The organism is Lacibacterium aquatile, from assembly GCF_042683105.1.
GTDB lineage: Bacteria > Pseudomonadota > Alphaproteobacteria > Elsterales > Elsteraceae > Lacibacterium > Lacibacterium aquatile.
This window is the reverse complement of sequence record NZ_JBHUIP010000012.1, coordinates 163914-186142: the sequence shown is the minus strand read 5'-3', so window position 1 is coordinate 186142 and position 22229 is coordinate 163914. Positions and strand designations below refer to the sequence as shown.

Below are 22229 nucleotides of genomic sequence, written 5' to 3'. Positions count from 1 at the left end.
CGCAACAGATCGCCCTTAAGCGACCATGTACTGACCGCCGTTGACCGACAGGGTGGCGCCGGTGACGAAGCCGTTTTCGTCGCCTGCCAGGAACAGCACCGCGCGGGCGATGTCATCGGCATAGCCCAGGCGACCGACCGGAATGGTGCCGATGATCTTCTTCAGGATGTCCTCGGGAACTGCGGCCACCATGTCGGTATCGACATAGCCGGGGGCGACGCAGTTCACGGTGATGCCCTTGTTCGCGCCTTCGAAGGCCAGCGACTTGGTGAAGCCGATCATGCCCGCCTTGGCCGCGCCGTAGTTGGCCTGACCATACTGACCGCGCTGCCCGTTGACCGAGCTGATCTGCACGATGCGCCCGAAGCCGCGCTCGCGCATGCCTTCGATGACGGCGCGGGTCATGGAGAAGCAGGACTTCAGGTTGATGCGGATGACATCGTCCCACTGCTCTTCGGTCATTTTGTGGAAGGTCGTATCGCGGGTGATGCCCGCGTTATTGACCAGAATATCGACAGGGCCGAGCTGCGCTTCGACCTTCTTCACACCCTCGACGCTTTCAGCGAAGTTCGAGGCATCCCACTTGAGGGCGAGGATCCCGGTTTCCTTGCGGAATTTCTCCGCTGCTTCCTCATTGCCGCTATAGGTGACGGCGACTTTATAGCCCTGCTTCTTGAAGGCCTGGGCGATAGCGGCACCGATGCCTCGGGTCCCGCCAGTAACGATTGCAACGCGCGTCATCTTGGACAACCTCCCTGTTTTTTGCCGAAGCGCTGCTTGACGCTACGGAAGGTTTATCCAAACACAAAGTGGCGACACGATGCCAGCGCGGCAGTGCGTCTTACGCCGGTGATAATTTGGGGATACCGGTTGGATATCGGATTGCCTAAGAAGGATCAATTGTCGGCGTTGGCGATAGCGGTCGCCTGTAAAGAACCATTCACGAAGTCGGCATAGATACGAAGGTTTTTGGGATAAGCGCCAATGTCCAGCACATAACCGAGCGAATTCGGCTCTCTGCTTACGCTGACTTTGAGTAAATGAGCGGTAACAAGTCCGCTGACGTATGGGGCTGCATCCCGGCGCTTTTTATCCTCCTCTGTCACGGGAAAGTCGGTTGGAAAGCCGACTTGGGAAGAGCCGACTGTTCTGAGCCTTTCGAGCCAGCGACCGTGCAATCGGGCGATAAGGATGAATGTCCCCGGTGTTACACTCTCTATTTCCACGTATCCAAAGGCCGGTGAAGGGCATCTGTCGGCATAAGCGAAAGACATAGCTTCGTAAGTCTTCTCTCGGCGGGTTGTCCGAGAGAAAGTAAACCCGCAAACACCTGGGCTGATTAGGCGTGGCGGTTCCGCGACCCAGAAGTTCTTCTCAGGCGCGGAGTTGGCTTGGATGCAGGCGACGATCAGATCGCCTGATTTCAGATGAGATGCTTCGACAAAAGCCGGTATGTCGGCTTCGGTCCCAGTATAGATGGAGCAAGGGGCGGCAGGTATGGAAGCTGACGCATCGGTTATTATCGCTCCCATTAACAGAAATAATAACCCCAAAACAGACCGCATCATTGATCCCCTAACACCACACCCAAGCTTTGGCCTGCAACTATGGCGGGATTGAGAGGGGCTGAAAAAAGAAAAGCCGCCCCCGGGGGAAAGGGGCGGCGGGAGTTTTGGGCGGGTAGTTTCAGCGACTGGCGAGCAGGATCGCTCCTCGCCGGGTGAGGCTCGCGACGAAATGATCGTTCACGATGCGGTCGATCTCGATCTTCTCAAGGCCTGCTTCCAGGGCCGCGCGGGCGGCATCGGCGCGGGCGTTCTTGCCAAACGCGATATGCAGGGTCTTGATCGCCAGCGGCTTCTCGTTGAAAGCAACCCTGTCGGCAAGGCCCTTCAGGGACGCATCGTTCTTCAGATACCAGCCGAGCACATGCTGATCGATGACGGCGGCTTTGATGCGCCCGGCGGCGACCTTCTTCACGTTCAGCGTATCGTCGCTGACGGTATCGACCTTGAGGGTGCCGCTGGCAACGGCGGCATCGAACTCCGGCGTATTGAGATAGCCGTCGACGACACCGATAGGCTGGGCGCCCTTCAGGTCGGCGATGCTGCTCCAGACCACCGGCTTGTCGGCGGGTTGGACGAGGCCCAGCGGACTATTGCCCATGCTGACCGAGAAGTTGAAGTCGCTGGCCTCGGCATCGAAATATTCCGGGAAATAGCCGACGGTGCCGTCGTCGCCTTGCTTGGCCATCTCGACCGCGCGCTTCCAGGGCACGAATTTGACCTCGATCTTCCAGCCCACGGCCTCGAACGCCGCCCGCGCCACGGCCACGGTGGCGCCGCCGTCTTTCAGCGCCGCCCCGCTATAGGGCGGCCATTCCAGGCTGGTCAGCTTGGCGACCTTGTCCTGGGCAAAGACGGGAAGGGCATAAACCAGCGCGAGGGCGGTGGCGAAAGCGATACGGAAAGCGGTCATCGGCTGCAGCCTCCAGGGGATCTGGAGGGAAGCATGACCGGCTTTGGTGACTCTTAATCAGGCGGTTGGGTTTAGGGTTTGTGACGGTGTAGGGGTCACCTCGGTTCGGGTTCACTTCTTGCCAGTGCTTTGAGTTGGCCGTCGATGAAGTCGATACTGAGGCCCCACAGTGTCCCGCTGTCTCTGATTTTAATTTCGTAGTGCGAAGGTAAGAGACCTCGAGCCTCTACGAATTCAACGCGTTCTAATTTCGGTGCGGTCAGAGATTGGAGCCAATGGTTTTCGTGCTGCCACGCGACATCGGGTTTTTCGCGTAAGAGCAAGCGCATCGTTTCGGCATTTGGGAATTTCGCGAAGATGTGGTCAGGAAGGGTGTGAACGAAAATCGCTCTTGCATCGGGTCGGGTTTGCAGTTTCGCGACCAGCTGATGTACGGCTAAAAAAACACCTTCCGAAACATGCTGGACGTGGACGTAATCAGTATCGCCAAGGCGAGGACAAATTCCCGCTTTGGGAAGGGCCATATAGCTGCGGGTATAAGGAGCTTCGTCGCGGCGCGCAGGATCCCAGTGACGTGATGTAAATGCACAAACGCCCTGCCAACCCAGCGCTGGTTCTGAGGAGTATTCATAAGTGGTGCGAGGGGGCGTCAGCTCGGGATAGTGGCAAGACTCAAGACGGCCACCCTGACGCAGATTCACCTGAGCTTCTAACGGGAAGTTGGCTTCTCCCCCATAGAAGGTCTCGCAAAGAGATTTTACATAATAAATCGACGTGGCGCCCGCCGGGGCGGCAACTGCCCCCAACGCCAAAATCAGCAACCCCAGAAAACGCATCGCCCGGTCCCGTCCATAGTTACGCCCCAGCTTTGGTTCGCAACTATGGCGGGAGTTTGGCTGGTTACGCCAGTTCGAGCTTGGCGCCGGGGCCGACGTAGGTGCCGACGTCTTCGCCCTTCAGAATGCGGGCGATGGAGCCGGCCTGATCGAAGTTGAAGAGGTGGATCGGCAGATTGTGGTCGCGGGCCAGCAGCATGGCCGACTGGTCCATGACGCGCAGGTCCTTGGCGATCACATCGTCGTAGGAGAGCGAGCGATAACGCTGAGCCGACTTATCCTTCTTGGGGTCGGCGGTATAGATGCCGTCGACACCGTGTTTGGCGGCCAGGATCGCTTCGCAATGGATCTCGGCCGCGCGCTGGACGGACGGATAGTCGGTGGTGACGTAGGGCTGGCCGATGCCGCCGACCAGGATGACGATGGAGCCCTTTTCCAGATGCCGCGCGGCGCGCAGGCGGATGTAGGGTTCGGCGATCTGGTTGATCTGGATCGCGCTCATCACGCGCACGTCGGTGTCGGTGCGGGCGTTGATGGCGGCGCGCAGCATCACGCCGTTGATGACGGTGCCGAGCATGCCCATGTTGTCGGCCTCGGCGCGTTCGATCTTCCAGGTGTCGGCGATATTGCCGCGGAAGATGTTACCGCCGCCGACCACGATGGCGACTTCACAGCCCAGGTCGATGGCCGAGACCACTTCGGTCACGATATGCTCGATGGCTTCCTTGCCAAAAATCCCGCCATCGGAGCCCATTGCCCCACCAGAGAGCTTAATCATGACACGTTTGTATCGGCTCATCGGGGCGACTCCTTTTTTGATTGGGCGGTAGCTTTACGCGGGCGTAGTATCCCCGCCGCAGCATTCGGCGCAAGTGTCGCATGACAGGCTTGCGGGATTTTAGGTCGGAATGAAGGCACTCATCTTAACGCTGCTGACCACTCTGCTGGTCCAGGGCGGCAATCTCGGCAGCGGCATGATGGCGGCGCATATCCTGGCGGCAGAGGGCCGCGGGGAGCTGGCGGCGGCCCAGCTGTGGCCCACCGCCATGGCCTATTTCCTGCTGTTCGGCCTGAATGACGCGATGCTCTATTTCACGGCGGGTAAACATTATCCGCCCCGCCACACCTTTGCGGTCGGGCTGATCGGCGGCGTGTTCTGCGCGATTGTCGCGGTGTTGATCGCGGGCGGCGTGGTGATCCCGCTGGCCTATGCCGACTACCGCCCGGAGATCCAGAATCTCGCCTTCATGATGCTGGGCATCATCCCGCTGCATATCCTGGGCATGGTCTGCCAGGAAACCTTGCGCGGCCATGGGCGCCTGGGTCTCTGGAACCTCCAGCGTATCCTGCTGGCTGCCGGCTATCCTGTCGCCATCGCGGTGGCCTGGGCGATGGGCTATGGCACGGTCGAGGGGCTGGGCCTGTCCTATATGGCCGCCCATGTGCTGCCCATGCTGCTGCCGCTGATCTTCATCATCCGCAAGGGCTGGTTCGGAGTGACGGCGCCAAGACCCGTCTTCGGGCGGGTGCTGGCTTACGGTGCGCGCATCCATGTTTCCGGCCTGATCAATCAGGTGAATACGCGCCTGGATCAGATGCTGATCGCAACGGCGCTCGATCCCCGCTCGCTCGGTCTCTATGTCGTCGCGACGTCGCTTGCCCAGGTGCCTGCGACCTTGGCGAATTCGGTGGCGATGGTCGCCTTCCCCCGCGCCTGCGCCACGGCAGATAGCGAGGAGCGCAAGCAGTTGGTCGGGCTCTATTTCCGCCTGACCCTAGCGCTCACTTTAAGCGGTTCGTTGGTGCTGGGGGCGCTGGCACCGATCTTCCTGCGCTATATGTTCGGTGTGGATTTTGTCGATGCGGCGAACCTGACGCGCATTCTGCTGGTCGGCGGGCTGCTGGTCACGATGCGCGAGTTCCTGTTCCTGGCCTTCAAGGCCTTCGACCGGACCTTCAGCCTGTCTGCCTCCGAAGCGTTGCTGCTGGCGGTCAATGCCGGGGTGCTGAGCCTCGCGGTGCCGAAATACGGGCTGATGGGCGCGGCGCTCGCCTATTGCGCGGTGCGGATGGTCCAGGTTGGCTATCTGGCTTTCATGGCGCACCGGCAGTTGGGCCTGGGCCTGCGTCAGATGCTGGTGCCGACAGCGGCGGATAAGGCGGCTGTCTTACATTTGAAAGATACCTTGCGCGGCAGGCTTGCTCGTTAGCGCGGGCGGCGGTATCGTCCGGCCTCAATTTCTTTAGATAAGGTTTACCATCATGGCCGACGTTGGAGGCATCGCCGCCGACCACCTGCGCTCCTACATCGAGCGGGTCGAGCGTTTGGAAGAAGAGAAGGCGGCGCTGGCTGCCGATATCAAGGAAGTCTTCGCCGAAGCCAAGGGTAACGGGTTCGACGTCAAGACCATCCGCCAGATCATCAAGCTGCGTAAGATGGAACCGCACGTGCTGGAAGAGCAGGAGACCCTGCTGGACCTCTACAAGCGCGCCCTCGGCATGACCGACGCCGCGCCGGAAGAAGAAGCCGCATAGGCTTTTTATGTTGGCCTACCGCGCTTTGCGCTGCTTGAGGCCGATAGGCCATCAAAGAAGAGCCCGGCTTTTGCCGGGCTTTTTTTATGCCGATTTTTTACCCAGCAACTTGTCGAGATAGCCCAGCATCAGGGCTGAAACCACGAACGCCATGTGGAGGATCGTGTACCACATGATCTTGTCGTTGGCGTAATGGTCGGCATTCAGGAAGATCTGCAGCAGATGGATCGAGGAGATCGCGACGATGCTGGAGGCGACCTTGATCTTCAGGCTGCCGCTGTCCAGCTTGCCGAGCCACGTCAGCTCGGTATCGTTCTTGTCGAACTTGCCGACGAAATTCTCATAGCCCGCGATCATCACCATGACGATCAGGCTGGCGACCAGGGCTGCATCGATCAGGGTCAGCATGTTCAGGATCATCTCAGCATCGTCATAGGTGAAGACGTTGCTGGCGATTTTCCAGAATTTGCCAATGAATGACACCGCATAGACACCCAGCGCCGCGGCAAGGCCCAGGTAAAAAATGACCAGAAACCAGCGACTGGCGAGCAGCAGTTTTTCGATAAAAAGTTCCGCAGATTTCACGGTCGGGCGCCTTCATTGGATAACTTGCCTCGCCTGATACCCGAGAATTGGGGCAAAAGGAAAGCGTGCGCAGAGGGCAATCGACCGATTGGCGCGCCTTTCAGGCCGCATCGTGAAAGATGATGCCCAGTGTATGGCGCCTGCCTGTTCGCACCTGGCTGACGCCATGGCGCAGGGTGACACGATAGTCGCCGCGCGTTCCCTTCATCGGGCGGTGATTGACGGCAAAGACCACCGCGTCTCCCCGGGTCAGGGGCACGACCGCCGCGCGGCTTTGCATGCGGGGGCGTTGTTCGGTCAGCACGAATTCGCCGCCGGTGAAATCCTCCCCCGGTTGGGAAAGCAGGACGGCCACCTGAAGTGGGAAGGCCAGCGGGCCGTAAAGATCCTGATGCAGGCAGTTGTAGTCACTCGGCCCATATTGCAGCAGCAGCGGGGTCGGCCGTCGCTGATCGGCGGCATGGCACCGGGCGAGGAATTCGGAATGCTCAGGGGGGAACCGCTCGGGCATGCCCATCCGGTCGTTCCAGCCATTGGCGATAGGGGAGAGGCGGGGATAGAGCGCTTGCCGCAGCTTTCCCAACAGGTCGGGCAGGGGGTAGGCGAAGTAGCGATACTCGCCGCGCCCGAAGCCATGGCGGGCCATCACCACCCGGCTGCGGAAATGCCGCTCCTCGGGATAGAGGGCTGCGAACTCCTGACATTCTGCCGGGCTTAGCAGGTTGGGCAGCAGCCCGTGGCCCTGGGCATCCAGTTCGCTTGCCAGTGCCTGCCAATCATAATGGTCCAACCGTTCCATCTGCGTCTCCTTCTGCGAAGGAAGGCAGTAGCGGGAACGGTTGGAGCCGTCATTCCGATCCTTGCCGGATCAGACCTTCTTCAGGAACTCGGTCCGCAGGACGAGGCCTTTCATCTTTTCGACGCGGCAGTCGACTTCGTCGGGATTGCCGGTCAGGCGGATGCCTTTGACGAGGGTGCCGCGCTTGATGGTCAGGGACGAGCCTTTGACCTTCAGATCCTTGATGACCGTGACATTGTCGCCGTCATTGAGAATGGTACCGTTGCTATCTTTGACGACGTCTTCGTCTGACATGAGTGTTCCTTCAAAAAGAAAAGGGAGGCTCAAGGGAGCCTCCCTTCTAACCAGAGTATCGGTTGTTATTGTTTCAGCGCAGCCGAAATCGCGAACTTGGCCGTGGTCTTGGCCTTCACTTCGTCCAGGGTGATGCCGTCGGCAAGTTCGATCAGGGTCGCGCCGCCGTTCTTGCGATCGATCTCGAAGACTGCCAGATCGGTGATGACCACATCGACAACTGCAGCACCGGTGAGCGGCAGGGTGCAGGCGTCCAGCAGCTTGGAGCCGCCGTCCTTGTCGTTATGTTCCATCACGACGACGATGCGCTTCACGCCCGCCACCAGATCCATCGCGCCGCCCATGCCCTTGACGAGCTTGCCGGGGATCATCCAGTTGGCGAGATCGCCGTTCACGGCCACCTGCATGGCGCCCAGGATGGCGATATCGATATGCCCGCCACGGATCATCCCGAAGCTCTGCGCGCTGTCGAAGAAGCTCGAATGCGGCAGGGCGGTGATCGTCTGCTTACCGGCGTTGATGAGGTCCGCGTCCTCTTCGCCCTCATAGGGGAAGGGGCCAAGGCCCAGCATGCCGTTTTCGCTTTGCAGCGTCACATGCATGCCATTGGGGATGTGGTTTGCCACCAGGGTCGGAATACCGATACCGAGGTTGACGTAGAAGCCGTCGCGCAGTTCCTTTGCGGCGCGCTCGGCCAGTTGATCGCGGGTCCAAGCCATGTCCGTCTCCCTCAGGCGCGCTTGCGCGTGGTGCGCTGTTCGATCTTCTTTTCGGCGCCCGGGTTATGGACGATGCGCTGAATGAAGATGCCGGGGGTATGGACGTGGTCGGGATCGATCTCGCCGACTTCGACCAGATGCTCGACCTCGACGACCGTTGCCTTACCGGCGGTGGCCATCGGCGCGTTGAAGTTACGCGCGGTCTTGCGATAGACGAGGTTGCCTTCCTTGTCGGCCTTCCAGGCATGGACGATGGCAAGATCGGCGACCAGGGCGGTCTCCATGATGTAGCGCTCGCCGTTGAAGCTGCGCTCTTCCTTGCCTTCGGCCACGAGGGTCCCGACGCCGGTCTTGGTGAAGAAGGCGGGAATGCCCGCGCCACCGGCGCGGCAACGCTCGGCAAGCGTGCCTTGCGGGTTGAATTCCAGCTCCAGTTCGCCCGACAGATAGAGCTGCGCGAACAGCTTATTCTCGCCGACGTAGGACGAGATCATCTTCTTGATCTGGCGGGTTTCCAGCAGCTTGCCGAGGCCGTTGCCGTCGGTGCCGCAGTTATTCGAGATGATGGTCAGATCCTTGACGCCAGACGCTTTGATGGCATCGATCAGGGATTCCGGAATACCGCAAAGACCGAAGCCGCCCGCCATGATCGTCATGCCGTCGAACAACAGACCTTCCAGCGCGTCCGCAGCATTGGCGCGAACTTTTTTCATTCCTAACGCTCCTCCCAGCGCGACGATTATTCGTCTGCGCTCATTTTGGTCGTTTCGGGATCCGGTTGGGGGCGGGCCACCCGAACTGTTTCTTCTTGTTTGCACCCGCTAATATTTAGGTGCGGTGCGAAGAATGCCGGGGTGGCCCGATCCAGTCAACTTACTCGGGATCAATTAATCGAGGTTTGCGACCCGCATCGGGTAGATCTCGAACTTCTGCCAGACGTTGCCCTTGGTATAGGGATCGCTGTCGATCCAGGCCTGCAGCGCTGCGCGGTCCGGGAAATCCACGACCGAGGCGGAACCGATCATCTTGCCGTCGTCATCCAGAATGGCGCCGCCGACCAGCAGCTCGCCCGCCTTCTTGCGCGGGCGCATGCCCTCCAGATGGGCTTCGCGGACGGCCAGACGGCGGTTAAGGGCCTCGGCGTCGGTACCGTCGCGGGCGATGACAAGAAACTGCATGGGAACGATCCTCTCCATCTTCACCGACATTCATCGGTGTGCTTAGTATAAGAAATTACGGGGCGGGCCTGGAAAAGTTGCCGCCGCACCCGCTATCCCGCCCAAGGAGACCCCGCGCGTCAAGCGTTGGGTGCAGTTTATGCCTTCGCCGTCTCTCTATGCCCCCATCCGCGCTGTCGAGGAAGCCCTCGCCAAGCAAAGCGCGCCCATGCAGGCGGCCTTCTGGATGGTGCTCTCGGCGATCCTGTTTTCCTGGATGGGCGCGCTGGTGCGCGTGGCGGCGGCCGAACTGCATCCATTCGAGCTGGCGTTTTTCCGCACTGTCCTGGCCTTGCCCTTCATGATGCCGCTGATCTGGCGGCGCGGGATCGCCGGGCTTCGCTTCGGGCAATGGCGGGGGTATCTGGCCCGCGCAGGCTTTTCCATCATCGGGCTGATGGGTGGCTTTTACGCTGTCGTGCATCTGAATTATGCCGACAGCATTGCCCTGTCCTTCACTTTGCCGCTGTTTGCGACGGTCGGGGCGGCCTGGTTCCTGAAGGAGGACGTGCGCCTGCGCCGTTGGATCGCGGTCGGCATCGGGTTCATCGGGATGCTGGTGATCGTGCGCCCCAGCTCGGAGTCGCTGAATATCTACAGCATAGTCGCGATGGCGGCGGCGGCGGCCGGGGCGGGAGCAACCTTGACGGTCAAGAAGCTGTCGCGTACCGAGCCTGCGGGGGCCATCGTCGCCAATCTCGCGATCTATCTGACGCCGATGACGCTGATCTTCGCGATCCCGGTCTGGATCTGGCCGACGTGGCAGACCTGGATTTTGCTGCTAATCATCGGCGCCATCGGCACGGCGGGGCAGATCGCGGTGACACGCGCCTATGCCGCGGCCGATGCCTCGGTCGTGATGCCCTTCGACTATCTGCGCCTGCCTCTGGGCGCGATTGTCGGCTTCATCCTTTTCTCGGAATATCCCGACATCTGGACCTTTGTCGGCGCCGGTATCATTGCCGGATCGTCGGTCTATATCGCCTATCGCGAGGCCAAACTGGCCCGGGAGGGGCGGCGGTAGGCGCTGGGCGTCGTCCCGAAGAAGTTTCTGAAGGCGGCGACGAAGGCGCTGCTGCTCTGAAAGCCGACCGCGAAAGCGATCTCGGTAATGGGCTCCTGGCTTGCCAGCAGCAGTTCTGCCGCCCGCAGCATGCGGGCGCGGCCCCGGAAGTCGCGCCAGCTGGTCTGCATTTCCTCCTCGAACCGCCGGGCGAGCGTGCGGGGCGACAGGTGGGCGCGGGCCGCGATCTCTTCCTGGCTGATCGGCTCGCCCAGGGTTTCGAGCGTTGCGGTCACGGCCCGCTGCATCTCTGGCGTGCGAGGCCGGGGCAGCCATGTCTCCTCCGGCTGTTGGGACATCGCAATCGCCACATCGGCAAGGGCGCGGAAGAACCTCTCGGCTTCCGGGGAACCGGCGGCCTCCTGGGGCCAGCGCATGCCATAGGCGATCATCTCGGGCAGCGGAGGCTGGATCACGAACACCCGGCAATCGGCTTCCAGAAATGGTGCCTCGAACAGGACGGAAGAGGAAGTGGCGGGGCCTCTGGTCGTGACCCGAACGGCAGTTCCTGTCTTGATCAGAGCGGCCCGCTGCGGTGGCAGCAGCCAGAAACGCTCCCCAACCTCCAGCCGGAAGGCACCGGCGGAGGCGAACAGCAGATAGTCGCAGGCGAACGTCCGCACCCCGGTATCGATGAAGGTGTCGAACGTCTTGTGAAACGCGTGGGACGCCACGAATCCCCCTCTCTAGTGAGCAATCTGCCGCAGCAGGGTTGCTGTGTCGAACAAAGCCCAATGTTCGGCAAGCTTGCCATCGACAAACCGGAAAGTGCGATATTGGCGCGCATCGACAGGCTTGCCGCTGGGGGGATGGTCGCGGAAGGGACCGCTCTGATGCCCCGTGAGGCGTAATTCGGCAACCGCGATATCGCCCTCGCAGGTCAGGCGTTCGATGCTCCAGGTCGCATCAGGGATCGCCAGCCTCAAAGTCTGCGCCATCTTCCTATGCCCCTCAATGGTCCCTGGATTATAGGCATGGTCGATGAAGTCCGGGGTTGTCAGCAGTGGCAACTGATCGAGGCGGTTTTCCTGCCAGATCTCAAGAATGAAACGGCGAGCAAGATCGGATGTATGCATCTGAATTCTCCAGTTGAGGGTCAGAAATCATAGTCATCACTTCTTGCGCGCGATTTCCGTCAGGCGCCAAAAAATAGCGTTGGAATGCCAGCGAGGTATGTTTCTGAGTAATATTTAGAAAAATGAACTATATTTTCTGATTAAATATTTCATTCGCCGACTTTACATGAATTGTGAATTAATTACTTGAGGGTCAGGAAATCATTGGTGTCCGAATTGAGGAATTATAGATGCGTTTATCTCGAATTTTGACTGGCGTCGCTTTGGCATTTCCCGGTATTGCTGTTTTGTCGCCAGCCTTGGCCGCGCCCGTGACCCTGACGATTTTCGAATGGGAAGGTTACATCCTGCCCTATGCCGCCGATTTCGAAGCCTATGCGAAATCCAAGGGTGTCGAGGTCAAGCTGGCGGGCCTGGCCGGGGCTCATGGCAAGCCGCGTTATATCGCGACTGCCGACGATATCTATCAGGCGGCGCGACGGGGCGAGGTGGATATCGTCACGCCGACCAACAACTACTTCAAGGACAGCAATGGGAAACTGCTGCGCCTGCTGGCACCGCTCGATATCGCGGCGATGCCGAACTTCAAGGATGTCATCGGTAATCTGAAGACCGCCGACTTCGCCGATCTCGACGGCAAAAAATATGCGGTTCCGCTCCTGGGGGGCGGCTATTCCCTGGCCTATAACGCCGACCGGGTGAAGGAGGCGCCGACTTCCTGGCAGGCCCTGCTGGATCCCAAATACAAGGGTCGCGTGAGCGTTACCAATGCCCAGGTCGAGGCGAATGTCTATGTCGCGGCCATCCTGTCGGGTGTCGCGCCGCAGTCGATCTACCGCTATGACAATCTGGATGCGGCCAAGGTCGGCGGAATTCTGGGCCAGCTGGCGGCCAATAGCCCGGTGTTCTGGGACGGCTCGCCCGATGTCGCCAAGATGAAGTCCGATCTCGACATCATCACCGACTATGGGTTTGCCGCGACCGCCGCCAATGCCGAAGGGCAGAACTGGAAGTTTGCCAACCCGGTGGAGGCGACGACCGTCTGGCTGGATACCATTGCCCTGACCCAGCAGGCCGCCGAAAATCCGGACAAGGCGAAAGCCGCCCATCTGCTGATGGATTTCATGCTGTCGCCGGAAATCCAGGGCCGTCTGGCCGTGACCTTCGGAACCGTCGTGCCGAACCCGAAAGCGGTAGAGGCCGTGGCCGCTGCCGACCAGGGCAAGGTGCGCGTCGCAACCAACGATTTCTTTAAGCCCGAACTGCTCTGGCAGCCACTCGACGAGCGGACCCGCAACGGCTTCAAACAGTTGTGGGAGAAGGCGCAGGCGCGCTGATCAGCCGCGGCAGATCGGCCATATCGAAGAAGACCTCCCCGCCGACGGCACGCAGTTCGTCGGCGGGGGTTTCCGCCGCATAAGCCAGAACCCGCATGCCCGCCGCAATGCCGGCACGGGTGCCGGGCGCGCTGTCCTCCACCACGATGCAGCGCGCAGGATCGACGCCGTTTTCCCGCGCAGCGGTCAGATACATCGTCGGATCTGGCTTCCAATGACCGACATCATAGGCGCTGAAGATCCGGCCTTCAAAGCGCGGCAACAGGCCGGTCAAGGTCAGGGACAGCTCGATCTTGGCGCGGGGCCCATTGGAGGCGACGCAGATTGGAACGCTGATCTGGTCCAGGGCCGCTTCGATCCCCGGTATCGGCTTCAGCTCGGCCCGGAACATATCGGCGGCCGCGCTGCGCACCCGCGTCTCAAACCCATCGGGCAGCACACAGGCAAAGCGCTCCTGCACATGGGCCAGCATCTCGGTCATGCGGCCCCCGCGATAGACCGGCATGGCGGCCTCCAGGGGGAAGTCATGGCCAAGGACGGCCAGCTCCCGCAGCAGGGCCGAGCAGCCGATGATCTCGCTATCCACCAGGACGCCGTCACAATCGAAGATGATAAGGTCGGGAAGAGAATGCGCGCGTGTCATGGCGGCAGAAAAGCACGCCGGGCGTATGCCAACAAGCCGGACGACTCATTAGTTTGATGGATCAATCGCAAGCAAATGATCTATCTGACTCATGAGTCGATCTAAAATTCGGTCGTCATCCCGCACTTGATGCGGGATCTCTTCGGGGCGATAGGGACGGAGAGTGATCCCGGCTCTGCGGCCGGGATGACGATCCTTTGCGGAGTGAGGAAAACCGTGCTCGATCATTATCTGGAGAAATGGCACCTGACGCCGGACGGTCCGGTGGTCACGACCTCTTCCAGCCAGCTCTTCCCCGTTCTGTCCCAGGGGCGCCCGGCGATGCTGAAACTGACCGAGGATGCCGAGGAGCGGCATGGCGGCGCGGTCATGGCCTGGTGGGACGGCGGCGGAGCGACGCCGGTGCTGGCTTTCGAGGAAGGGGCCGTTCTGATGGCGAGGGGCGCAGATACCCTCGTCTCCCTGGTGGCGCAGGGTAAGGACGAGGAAGCGACTCGCATCATTTGCCAGACTGCGGTGGCCCTACATCAGCTACGCCCAACCGATCCGCCCGCTTGCGTAGTGCCGCTTGCCTCCTGGTTCTCGCCGCTGGAAGCTGTCGCGCGAACCCATGGCGGCTTGTTCGCGAAATCGCAAGCGGCAGCCGAACGCCTGCTACCCAACCAACAGGAGATCACGGTGCTGCACGGCGATTTGCACCACGAGAATATCCTGGATTTTGGCCCGTCAGGCTGGCTTGCCATCGATCCCAAGCGTGTCATCGGCGACCGGGCTTTTGAGTATGCCATCCTCTTCTGCGATCCCGACCTGGGGCCGTCTGGGGTGAAGGTCGCAGGGCGTCCGGAGATCTTCGCCCGCCGGGTGGAGGTGGTGTGCGAGGCGGCCAATCTGGAGCGTGGACGGCTGCTCTGCTGGATCCTCGCCTGGACCGGTCTATCGGCGGCCTGGACGCTGGAAGACGGCGGAGAGATCACGATCGAGTCCGTCATCGGGGCCATGGCGGCGGCTGCCCTCGACGTATAGGAACGGGATACCGCCTGCAATCCAGCCATGCGCGCCTAATTCCCGATTTGTGCATGTTAATGCTGGACGAGGGGTCGGGGATGGGCGGACTATCCGCACCTTTCCGCCCCCGGATACGTTGGAGTTGTAACCATGTCCGCCCCCGCCGAACGCCTGCCTTCACCCCCGCGCGGATTTGTCTTCGCGGCGCTGCTGGGCATTCTGTCGGCCTTTGGGGCGATCTCCATCGATATGTATCTGCCTGCTCTGCCGGGCATGCAGCGCGAGCTGGCAACCGATGCCGCCGCGATCCAATGGACGTTGAACGGCTTTTTCCTGGGCTTTGGCCTGTCGCAGCTGGTCTATGGGCCGTTGGCGGATCGGTTCGGGCGCAAGGCGCCGCTGTTCGTGGGCTGCCTGCTCTATATCGCCGGATCCATCGGCTGCGCGCTGGCGACCGATGTCTTCTGGCTCGCGATCTTCCGCCTGCTGCAAGGGATCGGCGGGGCGGCCGGTTCCGTGATCTCGCGCGCCATCGTGCGTGACGTCTATGACCGTGATCATGCGGCCAAGATGTTCTCGATGCTGATGCTGCTGATGGGGGCGGCGCCGATGTTCGCGCCCAGCGTCGGCGGTCTGTTGCTGGAGGTGGCAGGCTGGCGGGCGATCTTCTGGACCCTGGCCGGCTTTGGCGTGATCGCGCTGCTGCTGTCGACCTTCCTCCTGCGCGAAACCCTGCCGACCGAGCGCCGGGACCGTCGCCCTCCAGGGCAGTTGGCGCGGGCCTATGCCAGCCTGCTGACCGATAGCCGCTTCATAGGTTATGCCGGGACGGGCGCCATGATCTTCGGCGGCTTGTTCGTCTATATCAGCGGCACGCCGGCGGTCTTCATCGATCACTTCGGCCTGAGCCCGCGGGCTTTTGCGGTGCTGTTCGGCTGCAATGTGGTGGGGATGATGATCATGTCGACGATCAACAGCCGCTTCGTCACCCGCTTCGGTGTCGACCGTATGCTGTCGACCGGCCTTTGGATCTGCATCTGCGCCGCCGCAGCTCTGGTGCTGTTTGCCGGAACCGGGACGGGCGGGATCTATGGCGTGGTTATTCCGCTGTTCCTGCTGCTGGCCTCCTTCGGCCTGATCGGCGGGAATACGGGAGCGGGCGCCCTGCAGCATTTCCCCCATATGGCAGGGGCGGCTTCGGCGCTGGCGGGTGTGATGCCCTTCATCCTGGGTAGTATTGCTGGGACTGTCCTGGGGTTGTTATCGGATGGCACGCCGCGCCCCATGGCCCTGCTGATGAGCGCCATGGTGACGGGCGGTTTTCTGGTGCACCGGCTTGTTGTGGTGCGGCGGTTGAAGGCTGAGAAGCGCTAGGCGAGAAAAGCCGTCATCCCGGGACTTGATCCCGGGATCTCCAATCATTTGCGTTTTGTCGTCATCCCGGGACTTGATCCCGGGATTTCCTCCGGGGGCGTTTCCACACTGTCTAAGGAAAAATTGGACAATCTCCCGGAGGAGATCCCGGTGTCGAGCACCGGGATGACAGGTGTTATGGGGAAATGGCCTCAAGCAGCGAGGCGGTAGGCCAACACACAGACTCTCGCCTCAAGCAACGAAGCGTTAGGCCAACACAAAGAGTCTACACCAACCCCGCTTCGGTCCAGGTCGCCAGCGTATCATCGTCGGCATCGACGATTTCCTTGGCGAGGCTGGGGGAGTGGCCTGCCCGCATCAGGGTCGCCAGATCCTTCTCGCGGTTTTCCTCGTGGCCCGACAGGCGGAAGAAGCCGATGCGCTTGCGCTGGGCGAACCGCACGGCGGCAGCGCGGGCAAGGTCCGGGGTGTCCTCGCTCAAGCGTTCCATGGCGGCATCGATGGTATCGCCCTCGACGCCTTTCAGCTTCAAGGTCTCGCGGATATGGCGCGGCGGCTTGCCCGCGCGCAGCAGGCTGTTCGCTTTGCCGTCGGCAAAAGCATCGTCGTTGAGATAGCCCAGGGACAGCATCTTCCCGAGGATCACTTCGATCCGGCGCTTACCCTCTTCGGCCTCCACCAGTTCGGCGGCAACCGCCTTGCGGACGCGCTTTTCCAAGGCTTTGCGCAGGCCTTCGACCGTCGCGGAGAAGCGTTCGAGATACCAGAGGGCAAAGCGGTAAAGGCTCTCCTCGGTCGGTTCTTTCACCTTCAATCCACGTGCGAAGGCTTGCCCATTCGGGTTTGCCTGCATACCTTGCCCAACTTCTGCAGCAGCTTCCGCGCCGTCTTCCGGTGCCTCATCGGCGTTTTTGATCATGAGCGACCTCCATCTGCCCCCATATCCCCTGCGGCCTATCGGCGTCAATTGGCTTGGCCTCTGGACCCTCTATCTGAAGGAGGTCCGGCGCTTCCTGAACGTCTATACCCAGACCATCGCGGCACCCGTGGTGACCAGCCTGCTGTTCCTGGCGGTCTTCACCCTGGCACTCGGGCGCGGGGCGCAGGTGGTGGATGGCGTGGCCTACGCGAGCTTTCTGGCGCCGGGCCTTGTCATGATGGCCATGACCCAGAATGCCTTTGCCAATACCTCTTCCTCGCTGGTGATCGCCAAGGTGCAGGGGAATATCGTCGATATTCTGATGCCGCCGCTGTCCCCGCTGGAGCTGACCGTCGCCTATGCCGCCAGCGGCGCGACGCGCGGGCTGGTCGTCGGCTGTGTGACCTGGGTCGGCATGGCGCTGTTCACGCCGCTGCTGCCCGCACATTTCCTGGCGGTGTTGTTCTATGGGGTCATGGGGTCGCTGATGCTGGCGCTGCTCGGCACCCTGGGCGGCATCTGGTCAGAGAAGTTCGACCATATCGCGGCGGTGACCAACTTCATCATCACGCCCGCCGCCTTCCTGTCCGGGACTTTCTATTCCATCCAGCGCCTGGAAGATCCCTGGCATTGGATCGCCCTGCTGAACCCGTTCTTCTACATGATCGACGGCTTCCGCTACGGCTTCATCAATCATGCGGACGGCAGTCTGGCGGTGGGTGCGAGTGTTCTGCTGGCGACCAACACACTGCTGGGGTTGCTGACGTGGCGTCTTTTTAATCGGGGCTACAAGCTGAAAAGCTGAGCACGTCTGCGTGCTGTACGGGTTGACATCGGGAAGCAATTCACGGAGTGTCAGCGAAATCTGCGGTTCAATCCTGAATTTGCAGAATAAAATTCTGAGGAGTGTGCGTCGTGAATGCGAGTCTGATGCCGACATATAGCCGGGTACCTTTGTCGTTCGACAAGGGCGAGGGGGCTTATCTGTTCGGGTCGGACGGACGACGTTATCTCGATTTCGGATCGGGCATCGCGGTCACGGCTTTGGGCCATGCGCATCCCCATCTGACCGAAGTCATGCATGCCGCCATCGGCAAGCCCTGGCATGTTTCGAACCTCTATGAGATTCCCGAACAGGCGCAGTTGGCCGAGCGGCTGGTGCAGAACTCCTTTGCCGATTACGCCTTCTTCTGCAATTCGGGCGCGGAAGCCAACGAGGCGGCGATCAAGATGATGCGCAAGCATCACTATGAAAACGGTCAGGCCGAGAAATTCCGCCTGATCACCGTCGAAGGCGCCTTCCATGGCCGCACCCTGTCCACCATCGCTGCGGGCGGGCAGGAGAAGTACCTCAAGGGCTTCGGCCCCAAGGCGGACGGCTTCGATCAGGTTGCCTTTGGTAATCTGAACGAGCTGCGGGCGGCGATCACTCCGGCAACCGGCGGCATCCTGGTCGAACCGATCCAGGGTGAAGGCGGCATCCGGCCGATGGAGGTCGAATACCTTAAGGCCCTGCGGACCATCTGCGACGAGTTCGGCCTGCTGCTGATCTATGACGAGGTGCAGACCGGCATGGGCCGCACCGGCAAGTTGTTTGCCTATGAATGGTCGGGCGTTGCCCCGGATATCATGAGCCTTGCCAAGGGCCTGGGCGGCGGTTTCCCCATCGGCGCCTGCCTTGCCACGGCCGACGCCGCCAAGGGCATGGTCGCCGGTGTGCATGGCACGACCTTCGGCGGCAATCCGCTGGCAACGGCGGCGGGCAATGCCGTCATGGACGTCATGCTGAAGCCGGGCTTCATGGCCAATGTCGACGCCATGGGCAAGCGCCTGCTCAAGGGTTTGAAGGCCATTGGCGCAGATCATCCCAAGCTGATCGAAGCCGTGCGCGGTTATGGTCTGCTGCTGGGCATCAAGACGGTGGTGCCGAATACCGAGTTCCAGGCCCGCCTGCGTGCCCATGGTCTGCTGACCATCACGGCGGGTGACAATGTCGTCCGCATGCTGCCGCCGCTGATCATCGGCGAAAAAGAGGTCGATGAGGCGATAGAGATCGTCCGGACCGTGGCGACCGACTGGGCATAATCCCGTTCATCGGGATCGGTTAAGCGCAACCGGGCCCGGATTCAAATAAGGAGAAGGATGCTGCAGCATCCTTCTCCGGGAGTGATTCAAAAGTGACGAAGCATTTTCTGGATATCCATCAACTGGATTCGGCCACGCTGCGGTCGATTCTGGAGGATTCCAAGGCCATGAAGGCCGACCGTTCCAAAGGTGAAGGCCGTCTGGCGGGCAAGACTCTGGCGATGCTGTTCGAGAAGGCCTCGACCCGGACCCGCGTTTCTTTCGAAGTGGCGATGAAACAGCTTGGCGGGCATACGGTCGTTCTGAAGCAGGACGAAATGCAGCTGAAGCGCGGCGAGACGGTGGCCGATACGGCCCGCGTGCTCTCGCGTTACGTCGACGCCATCATGCTGCGCACCGGCCCGCATCAGAAGATTCTGGAACTGGCCGAATATGGCTCGGTGCCCGTCATCAACGCCCTGACCGATGCCAGCCATCCCTGCCAAGTGATGGCGGACGTCATGACGTTCGAAGAACATCTGGGCCCGATCAAGGGCAAGACCGTGGCCTGGGTCGGCGACGCCAACAACATGTGCACCTCCTGGGTCCATGCGGCCGTGCGACTGGAGTTCGAGCTGCGGATCGCCGCGCCGTCGGCCCTGGCTCCCTCGATGGAACTTGTGGCCTGGGCACGCGGCGAAGGGGCAAAGATCGTCGTCACGACCGAGCCGCGCAGCGCAGTCGCGGGTGCCGATCTGGTGACGACCGATACCTGGGTATCGATGGGACAGGATGCAGGTAATCGAAATTACCTCTTGGCACCGTTCCAGGTAGACACATCTTTGATGGAATGCGCGAAGTCGTCGGCCATCTTCATGCACTGCCTGCCCGCCCATCGTGGGGAGGAAGTGACGGAAGCAGTGCTCGACGGCCCGCAATCCGTGGTATGGGACGAGGCTGAAAACCGCCTGCATGTCCAAAAAGGGATTTTGGCCTGGTGTCTGAGCTGATCCGACAGGACGATCTGGTCCTGCCATTCTTTATTCCCCAGGCGGCCGTTCGCGGCCGCCTCGTTCGTTTGGGTCCGGCGGTGGATGCGATTCTGTCGCGCCACAAATATCCGCCAGCGGTCGCCGGTCTGTTGGCCGAGGCGATGGCGCTTGCCGCAGCATTGGCCGGAGCGCTGAAGTACGAAGGTGTCTTCACCCTGCAAGCCAAGGGCGATGGCCCGGTGCGCATGCTGGTGGCCGACATTACATCGGACGGCAATCTGCGCGGCTATGCCCAATATGATAACGACAAGCTGAAGGTTGCCGACACCAAGATGTCGCTGGCCCCGGTGCCGCGCCTGCTGGGCAAGGGCTATCTCGCTTTCACCGTCGATCAGGGCCAGGATACCGACCGCTATCAGGGCATCGTCGCGCTTGAGGGCGATACCCTGACCGAGTGCATTGATCATTATTTCGAACAGTCGGAGCAGATCGAAACCTCGCTTCATACCGCAAGTGTGCTCTCCCCGACCGGGTGGCGCGCGGGCGCCCTGATGGTGCAGAAGATGCCGACCCTGGGTGGTACGGCAGAAGCGCCCGCACCGGGGGCCGAGGACGAGGAAAACTGGAGCCGCGTCAAGATCCTGGCCGATACGATCACCGACAAGGAACTGACCCAGGCCGATCTGCCCCCGGACATGCTGCTGTTCCGTCTGTTCCATGAGGAATCGGATGCCCGGCTGTCTGCACCCCAGGCTCTGCGTGACCGCTGCCGCTGCTCACGCGACCGGGTGGCAACCATGCTGCGCAGCCTCCCGGCTGAGGATGTCGAGGAACTTAAAGAGAATGGCGCCGTTTCCGCTAACTGCGAGTTCTGCTCGACAACCTATGTTTTCACCCCGGAACAGCTTGCGATCTTGCGTCGCGGCGACGCTTAAGGCGAAATAGGCCCCATCATGATGAAAAACACCTTGATCCAGCGCCGTCATTTCCTGCTTCTCGCGGGGGCCGGTGCGCTCGCAGCCTGTGCCGACAAAGGTGGGGCCGCCCCGACCTTCGCGCCGATCCGCTTCAAATCCATGTCGGCTTTCCGGCTGAACGTCGAAAAGATTGAGATCGAAAACCGCTATCAGAGCCCCGGCCGCCTGCCCCATGTAGACCATGCGATGCAGAATTCGCCCTCGGCCGTGATGTCGGCCTGGGCGCAGGATCGCCTGGAAGCCGGAGGCCAGCCGGGTGGCCCCATCGCCCGTTTCATCATCACCGACGCAAAAGTCATCGAGACCGAACTGGCGACCAAGTCGGGCATCAAGGGCGTATTCTCCACCGATCAGGCCTTTAAATATGATGCGCGGATCGCGATCGAACTGTCGGTACGGAACGAGCGCGGCATGACCGATGCCACGGTCAATGTCGAGTCGCTGGCGATGCGCACCATTAAGGAAGATGCGACCGACGTGGAACGCGAGACCCTGTGGAACGATATGATTCAGGGAATGGCACGCGATATCAACGCCCAGATGGAAAAGAACATTCCGCAGGGCCTTGGCAAATATCTGCAATTCTAAGCCAGGGGACGAGGGCGATGGCAAAGCTGCGTAAGCTGGTCAAGGCCCTCGAAGCCGATGGCTGGGAAAAGGTCGGCCAAAGGGGCGATCTGGTTCAATATCGCGGACCGTCCGGGCGGCGAATGACTTTTCCGGCCGGTAAAGTCTCGCTGCCTGATGCGACTTTAGCTGCCTTGGCGCTGCATGCGGGCGTCAAGGTCAAGGGGGATTGATGGCGCGTTATCCCGCCTGGCTCGCGCCGATCGAAGAAGGCTTCTGCGTCACCTTTCCGGATTTTCCGGGCTGTCTGGCGGTGGGCGGCACGATTGAGGTCGCGCTTATCGAAGCGGAAGCGGCACTCTCCTTTCATCTTGAAGGATTGCATGCCGACGGAGTGGTGATTTCACCGCAGGCGCTGCATACCGCCATCTTGCCCACGGTTGATGGGGCCATCCTCGTTTTGATCCCTGCCGCACCTGCTAAAGCGCCGGCGGTTCGCGTCAATATCACCCTTGATAAAAACCTGCTTGGCGAGATTGATGCCGCCGCTGCTGAAGCCGGATTTACCCGTTCAGGCTTTCTGGCCGAGGCATCGCGTCGGATGATACGTAAGCTCGGCTGATGCGGTTAGGCTTCCTCAAACCGCTGAGGAATGCCTATAATTTGAGCTTTTTGTGGTCAGCGGTTACCGCTTTGTTGCGTTAAAGCCACACTGATCGACCGCTGATGGTAAGCATCATTACAGGTGC

The 22229-nt window shown here is 61.0% G+C and carries 28 protein-coding genes; 13 read left to right on the top strand and 15 right to left on the bottom strand.

The annotated features are described in order from the left end of the window. Positions 1–15 precede the first annotated feature (15 nt). The 5 genes from phbB to pyrH form a co-directional block, all read right to left on the bottom strand. Positions 16–741 (bottom strand): acetoacetyl-CoA reductase, encoded by a 726-nt coding sequence (gene phbB, locus ACFSM5_RS12420; RefSeq protein ID WP_379876725.1) that lies wholly within the window; start codon positions 739–741, stop codon positions 16–18. A gap of 155 nt (positions 742–896) precedes the next feature. Then, positions 897–1565 carry a hypothetical protein gene (locus ACFSM5_RS12415; protein ID WP_379876724.1) on the bottom strand — a complete coding sequence of 223 codons (669 nt, stop codon included), beginning with the start codon at positions 1563–1565 and terminating at the stop codon, positions 897–899. 121 nt (positions 1566–1686) lie between these two features. Then, positions 1687–2478 carry a substrate-binding periplasmic protein gene (locus ACFSM5_RS12410; protein ID WP_379876723.1) on the bottom strand — a complete coding sequence of 264 codons (792 nt, stop codon included), beginning with the start codon at positions 2476–2478 and terminating at the stop codon, positions 1687–1689. Positions 2479–2573: 95 nt separating this feature from the next. Further along, positions 2574–3314: a hypothetical protein gene (locus ACFSM5_RS12405; protein WP_379876722.1), complete on the bottom strand. Its 741-nt coding sequence runs from the start codon at positions 3312–3314 to the stop codon at positions 2574–2576. Between the two features lie 64 nt (positions 3315–3378). Continuing rightward, positions 3379–4113: a UMP kinase gene (gene pyrH / locus ACFSM5_RS12400; protein ID WP_379876721.1), complete on the bottom strand. Its 735-nt coding sequence runs from the start codon at positions 4111–4113 to the stop codon at positions 3379–3381. A 109-nt stretch (positions 4114–4222) separates the two neighbouring features. On the opposite strand from pyrH, the gene ACFSM5_RS12395 reads away from it, so the two are divergent. Both ACFSM5_RS12395 and ACFSM5_RS12390 read left to right on the top strand, forming a co-directional pair. After that, entirely contained in the window at positions 4223–5524 is a 1302-nt protein-coding gene (locus ACFSM5_RS12395; RefSeq protein ID WP_379876720.1) for a lipopolysaccharide biosynthesis protein, read from the top strand. A gap of 52 nt (positions 5525–5576) precedes the next feature. Further along, entirely contained in the window at positions 5577–5849 is a 273-nt protein-coding gene (locus ACFSM5_RS12390; protein WP_379876719.1) for a DUF2312 domain-containing protein, read from the top strand. Positions 5850–5933: 84 nt separating this feature from the next. On the opposite strand, the gene ACFSM5_RS12385 is transcribed toward ACFSM5_RS12390, so the two are convergent. From ACFSM5_RS12385 to ACFSM5_RS12360, 6 genes are all read right to left on the bottom strand, one after another. Further along, positions 5934–6434 carry a TIGR00645 family protein gene (locus ACFSM5_RS12385; protein WP_379876718.1) on the bottom strand — a complete coding sequence of 167 codons (501 nt, stop codon included), beginning with the start codon at positions 6432–6434 and terminating at the stop codon, positions 5934–5936. Positions 6435–6534: 100 nt separating this feature from the next. Further along, complete coding sequence (locus ACFSM5_RS12380) at positions 6535–7233, bottom strand: 2OG-Fe(II) oxygenase (RefSeq protein WP_379876716.1); 699 nt, start codon at positions 7231–7233, stop codon at positions 6535–6537. A 69-nt stretch (positions 7234–7302) separates the two neighbouring features. Then, complete coding sequence (locus ACFSM5_RS12375; RefSeq protein WP_379876715.1) at positions 7303–7527, bottom strand: alkylphosphonate utilization protein; 225 nt, start codon at positions 7525–7527, stop codon at positions 7303–7305. 65 nt (positions 7528–7592) lie between these two features. Then, positions 7593–8246, bottom strand: a complete 654-nt coding sequence (locus ACFSM5_RS12370) for a CoA transferase subunit B (RefSeq protein ID WP_379876714.1) — start codon at positions 8244–8246, stop codon at positions 7593–7595. Positions 8247–8257: 11 nt separating this feature from the next. After that, positions 8258–8959, bottom strand: coding sequence for a CoA transferase subunit A (locus tag ACFSM5_RS12365; RefSeq protein ID WP_379876713.1), 702 nt, complete (start codon positions 8957–8959; stop codon positions 8258–8260). Between the two features lie 174 nt (positions 8960–9133). Next, positions 9134–9424 (bottom strand): YciI family protein, encoded by a 291-nt coding sequence (locus ACFSM5_RS12360; RefSeq protein ID WP_379876712.1) that lies wholly within the window; start codon positions 9422–9424, stop codon positions 9134–9136. Between the two features lie 139 nt (positions 9425–9563). On the opposite strand from ACFSM5_RS12360, the gene ACFSM5_RS12355 reads away from it, so the two are divergent. Beyond that, positions 9564–10487 (top strand): DMT family transporter, encoded by a 924-nt coding sequence (locus ACFSM5_RS12355; protein WP_379876711.1) that lies wholly within the window; start codon positions 9564–9566, stop codon positions 10485–10487. On the opposite strand, the gene ACFSM5_RS12350 is transcribed toward ACFSM5_RS12355, so the two are convergent. Then, positions 10448–11200: a helix-turn-helix domain-containing protein gene (locus tag ACFSM5_RS12350; RefSeq protein ID WP_379876710.1), complete on the bottom strand. Its 753-nt coding sequence runs from the start codon at positions 11198–11200 to the stop codon at positions 10448–10450. The two genes, ACFSM5_RS12355 and ACFSM5_RS12350, sit on opposite strands and share 40 nt — an antisense overlap. 12 nt (positions 11201–11212) lie before the next feature. Further along, positions 11213–11602 carry an ester cyclase gene (locus ACFSM5_RS12345; protein ID WP_379876709.1) on the bottom strand — a complete coding sequence of 130 codons (390 nt, stop codon included), beginning with the start codon at positions 11600–11602 and terminating at the stop codon, positions 11213–11215. A gap of 230 nt (positions 11603–11832) precedes the next feature. On the opposite strand from ACFSM5_RS12345, the gene ACFSM5_RS12340 reads away from it, so the two are divergent. Next, positions 11833–12939, top strand: coding sequence for an ABC transporter substrate-binding protein (locus tag ACFSM5_RS12340; RefSeq protein ID WP_379876708.1), 1107 nt, complete (start codon positions 11833–11835; stop codon positions 12937–12939). On the opposite strand, the gene ACFSM5_RS12335 is transcribed toward ACFSM5_RS12340, so the two are convergent. Then, entirely contained in the window at positions 12905–13582 is a 678-nt protein-coding gene (locus ACFSM5_RS12335) for an HAD-IA family hydrolase (RefSeq protein WP_379876706.1), read from the bottom strand. The genes ACFSM5_RS12340 and ACFSM5_RS12335 overlap by 35 nt on opposite strands. A gap of 216 nt (positions 13583–13798) precedes the next feature. On the opposite strand from ACFSM5_RS12335, the gene ACFSM5_RS12330 reads away from it, so the two are divergent. Next, on the top strand, positions 13799–14605 hold the full coding sequence (locus ACFSM5_RS12330; RefSeq protein WP_379876705.1) for an aminoglycoside phosphotransferase family protein: 807 nt from the start codon (positions 13799–13801) through the stop codon (positions 14603–14605). A gap of 132 nt (positions 14606–14737) precedes the next feature. After that, positions 14738–15961: a Bcr/CflA family multidrug efflux MFS transporter gene (locus ACFSM5_RS12325; RefSeq protein ID WP_379876704.1), complete on the top strand. Its 1224-nt coding sequence runs from the start codon at positions 14738–14740 to the stop codon at positions 15959–15961. A 265-nt stretch (positions 15962–16226) separates the two neighbouring features. Here ACFSM5_RS12325 and ACFSM5_RS12320 read toward each other — a convergent pair whose 3' ends face one another. Further along, positions 16227–16880, bottom strand: a complete 654-nt coding sequence (locus ACFSM5_RS12320) for a regulatory protein RecX (protein WP_379876703.1) — start codon at positions 16878–16880, stop codon at positions 16227–16229. Between ACFSM5_RS12320 and ACFSM5_RS12315 the strand changes: the two genes are divergently transcribed. The 7 genes from ACFSM5_RS12315 (at position 16879) to ACFSM5_RS12285 (ending at position 22102) form a co-directional block, all read left to right on the top strand. Next, complete coding sequence (locus tag ACFSM5_RS12315) at positions 16879–17685, top strand: ABC transporter permease (protein WP_379876702.1); 807 nt, start codon at positions 16879–16881, stop codon at positions 17683–17685. The two genes, ACFSM5_RS12320 and ACFSM5_RS12315, sit on opposite strands and share 2 nt — an antisense overlap. A gap of 110 nt (positions 17686–17795) precedes the next feature. Further along, positions 17796–18965: an aspartate aminotransferase family protein gene (locus ACFSM5_RS12310; RefSeq protein WP_379876701.1), complete on the top strand. Its 1170-nt coding sequence runs from the start codon at positions 17796–17798 to the stop codon at positions 18963–18965. 92 nt (positions 18966–19057) lie between these two features. Beyond that, on the top strand, positions 19058–19954 hold the full coding sequence (gene argF / locus ACFSM5_RS12305; RefSeq protein ID WP_379876700.1) for an ornithine carbamoyltransferase: 897 nt from the start codon (positions 19058–19060) through the stop codon (positions 19952–19954). After that, the gene (hslO, locus tag ACFSM5_RS12300; RefSeq protein ID WP_379876699.1) at positions 19942–20871 is read left to right on the top strand and encodes an Hsp33 family molecular chaperone HslO; all 930 of its coding nucleotides are present in this window, start codon (positions 19942–19944) and stop codon (positions 20869–20871) included. Before argF ends, hslO begins: the two co-directional genes overlap by 13 nt. Positions 20872–20889: 18 nt before the next feature. Beyond that, complete coding sequence (locus tag ACFSM5_RS12295) at positions 20890–21501, top strand: hypothetical protein (RefSeq protein WP_379876698.1); 612 nt, start codon at positions 20890–20892, stop codon at positions 21499–21501. 17 nt (positions 21502–21518) lie between these two features. Beyond that, positions 21519–21713, top strand: a complete 195-nt coding sequence (locus ACFSM5_RS12290) for a type II toxin-antitoxin system HicA family toxin (RefSeq protein ID WP_379876696.1) — start codon at positions 21519–21521, stop codon at positions 21711–21713. After that, positions 21713–22102 carry a type II toxin-antitoxin system HicB family antitoxin gene (locus ACFSM5_RS12285; RefSeq protein ID WP_379876695.1) on the top strand — a complete coding sequence of 130 codons (390 nt, stop codon included), beginning with the start codon at positions 21713–21715 and terminating at the stop codon, positions 22100–22102. Before ACFSM5_RS12290 ends, ACFSM5_RS12285 begins: the two co-directional genes overlap by 1 nt. Positions 22103–22229 lie beyond the last annotated feature (127 nt).

What these genes read in the sequence shown, in the direction of transcription:
- ACFSM5_RS12370 (WP_379876714.1), bottom strand. Translation starts at nt 8,246, where the DNA reads ATGGCTTGGACCCGCGATCAACTGGCCGAGCGCGCCGCAAAGGAACTG.
- ACFSM5_RS12390 (WP_379876719.1), top strand. Translation starts at nt 5,577, where the DNA reads ATGGCCGACGTTGGAGGCATCGCCGCCGACCACCTGCGCTCCTACATC.
- ACFSM5_RS12335 (WP_379876706.1), bottom strand. Translation starts at nt 13,582, where the DNA reads ATGACACGCGCGCATTCTCTTCCCGACCTTATCATCTTCGATTGTGAC.
- ACFSM5_RS12295 (WP_379876698.1), top strand. Translation starts at nt 20,890, where the DNA reads ATGATGAAAAACACCTTGATCCAGCGCCGTCATTTCCTGCTTCTCGCG.
- ACFSM5_RS12375 (WP_379876715.1), bottom strand. Translation starts at nt 7,527, where the DNA reads ATGTCAGACGAAGACGTCGTCAAAGATAGCAACGGTACCATTCTCAAT.
- ACFSM5_RS12320 (WP_379876703.1), bottom strand. Translation starts at nt 16,880, where the DNA reads ATGATCAAAAACGCCGATGAGGCACCGGAAGACGGCGCGGAAGCTGCT.
- pyrH (WP_379876721.1), bottom strand. Translation starts at nt 4,113, where the DNA reads ATGAGCCGATACAAACGTGTCATGATTAAGCTCTCTGGTGGGGCAATG.
- ACFSM5_RS12325 (WP_379876704.1), top strand. Translation starts at nt 14,738, where the DNA reads ATGTCCGCCCCCGCCGAACGCCTGCCTTCACCCCCGCGCGGATTTGTC.
- ACFSM5_RS12415 (WP_379876724.1), bottom strand. Translation starts at nt 1,565, where the DNA reads ATGCGGTCTGTTTTGGGGTTATTATTTCTGTTAATGGGAGCGATAATA.
- ACFSM5_RS12380 (WP_379876716.1), bottom strand. Translation starts at nt 7,233, where the DNA reads ATGGAACGGTTGGACCATTATGATTGGCAGGCACTGGCAAGCGAACTG.
- ACFSM5_RS12340 (WP_379876708.1), top strand. Translation starts at nt 11,833, where the DNA reads ATGCGTTTATCTCGAATTTTGACTGGCGTCGCTTTGGCATTTCCCGGT.
- phbB (WP_379876725.1), bottom strand. Translation starts at nt 741, where the DNA reads ATGACGCGCGTTGCAATCGTTACTGGCGGGACCCGAGGCATCGGTGCC.
- ACFSM5_RS12360 (WP_379876712.1), bottom strand. Translation starts at nt 9,424, where the DNA reads ATGCAGTTTCTTGTCATCGCCCGCGACGGTACCGACGCCGAGGCCCTT.
- ACFSM5_RS12315 (WP_379876702.1), top strand. Translation starts at nt 16,879, where the DNA reads ATGAGCGACCTCCATCTGCCCCCATATCCCCTGCGGCCTATCGGCGTC.
- ACFSM5_RS12395 (WP_379876720.1), top strand. Translation starts at nt 4,223, where the DNA reads ATGAAGGCACTCATCTTAACGCTGCTGACCACTCTGCTGGTCCAGGGC.
- ACFSM5_RS12290 (WP_379876696.1), top strand. Translation starts at nt 21,519, where the DNA reads ATGGCAAAGCTGCGTAAGCTGGTCAAGGCCCTCGAAGCCGATGGCTGG.
- ACFSM5_RS12365 (WP_379876713.1), bottom strand. Translation starts at nt 8,959, where the DNA reads ATGAAAAAAGTTCGCGCCAATGCTGCGGACGCGCTGGAAGGTCTGTTG.
- ACFSM5_RS12405 (WP_379876722.1), bottom strand. Translation starts at nt 3,314, where the DNA reads ATGCGTTTTCTGGGGTTGCTGATTTTGGCGTTGGGGGCAGTTGCCGCC.
- ACFSM5_RS12285 (WP_379876695.1), top strand. Translation starts at nt 21,713, where the DNA reads ATGGCGCGTTATCCCGCCTGGCTCGCGCCGATCGAAGAAGGCTTCTGC.
- ACFSM5_RS12410 (WP_379876723.1), bottom strand. Translation starts at nt 2,478, where the DNA reads ATGACCGCTTTCCGTATCGCTTTCGCCACCGCCCTCGCGCTGGTTTAT.
- ACFSM5_RS12355 (WP_379876711.1), top strand. Translation starts at nt 9,564, where the DNA reads ATGCCTTCGCCGTCTCTCTATGCCCCCATCCGCGCTGTCGAGGAAGCC.
- ACFSM5_RS12345 (WP_379876709.1), bottom strand. Translation starts at nt 11,602, where the DNA reads ATGCATACATCCGATCTTGCTCGCCGTTTCATTCTTGAGATCTGGCAG.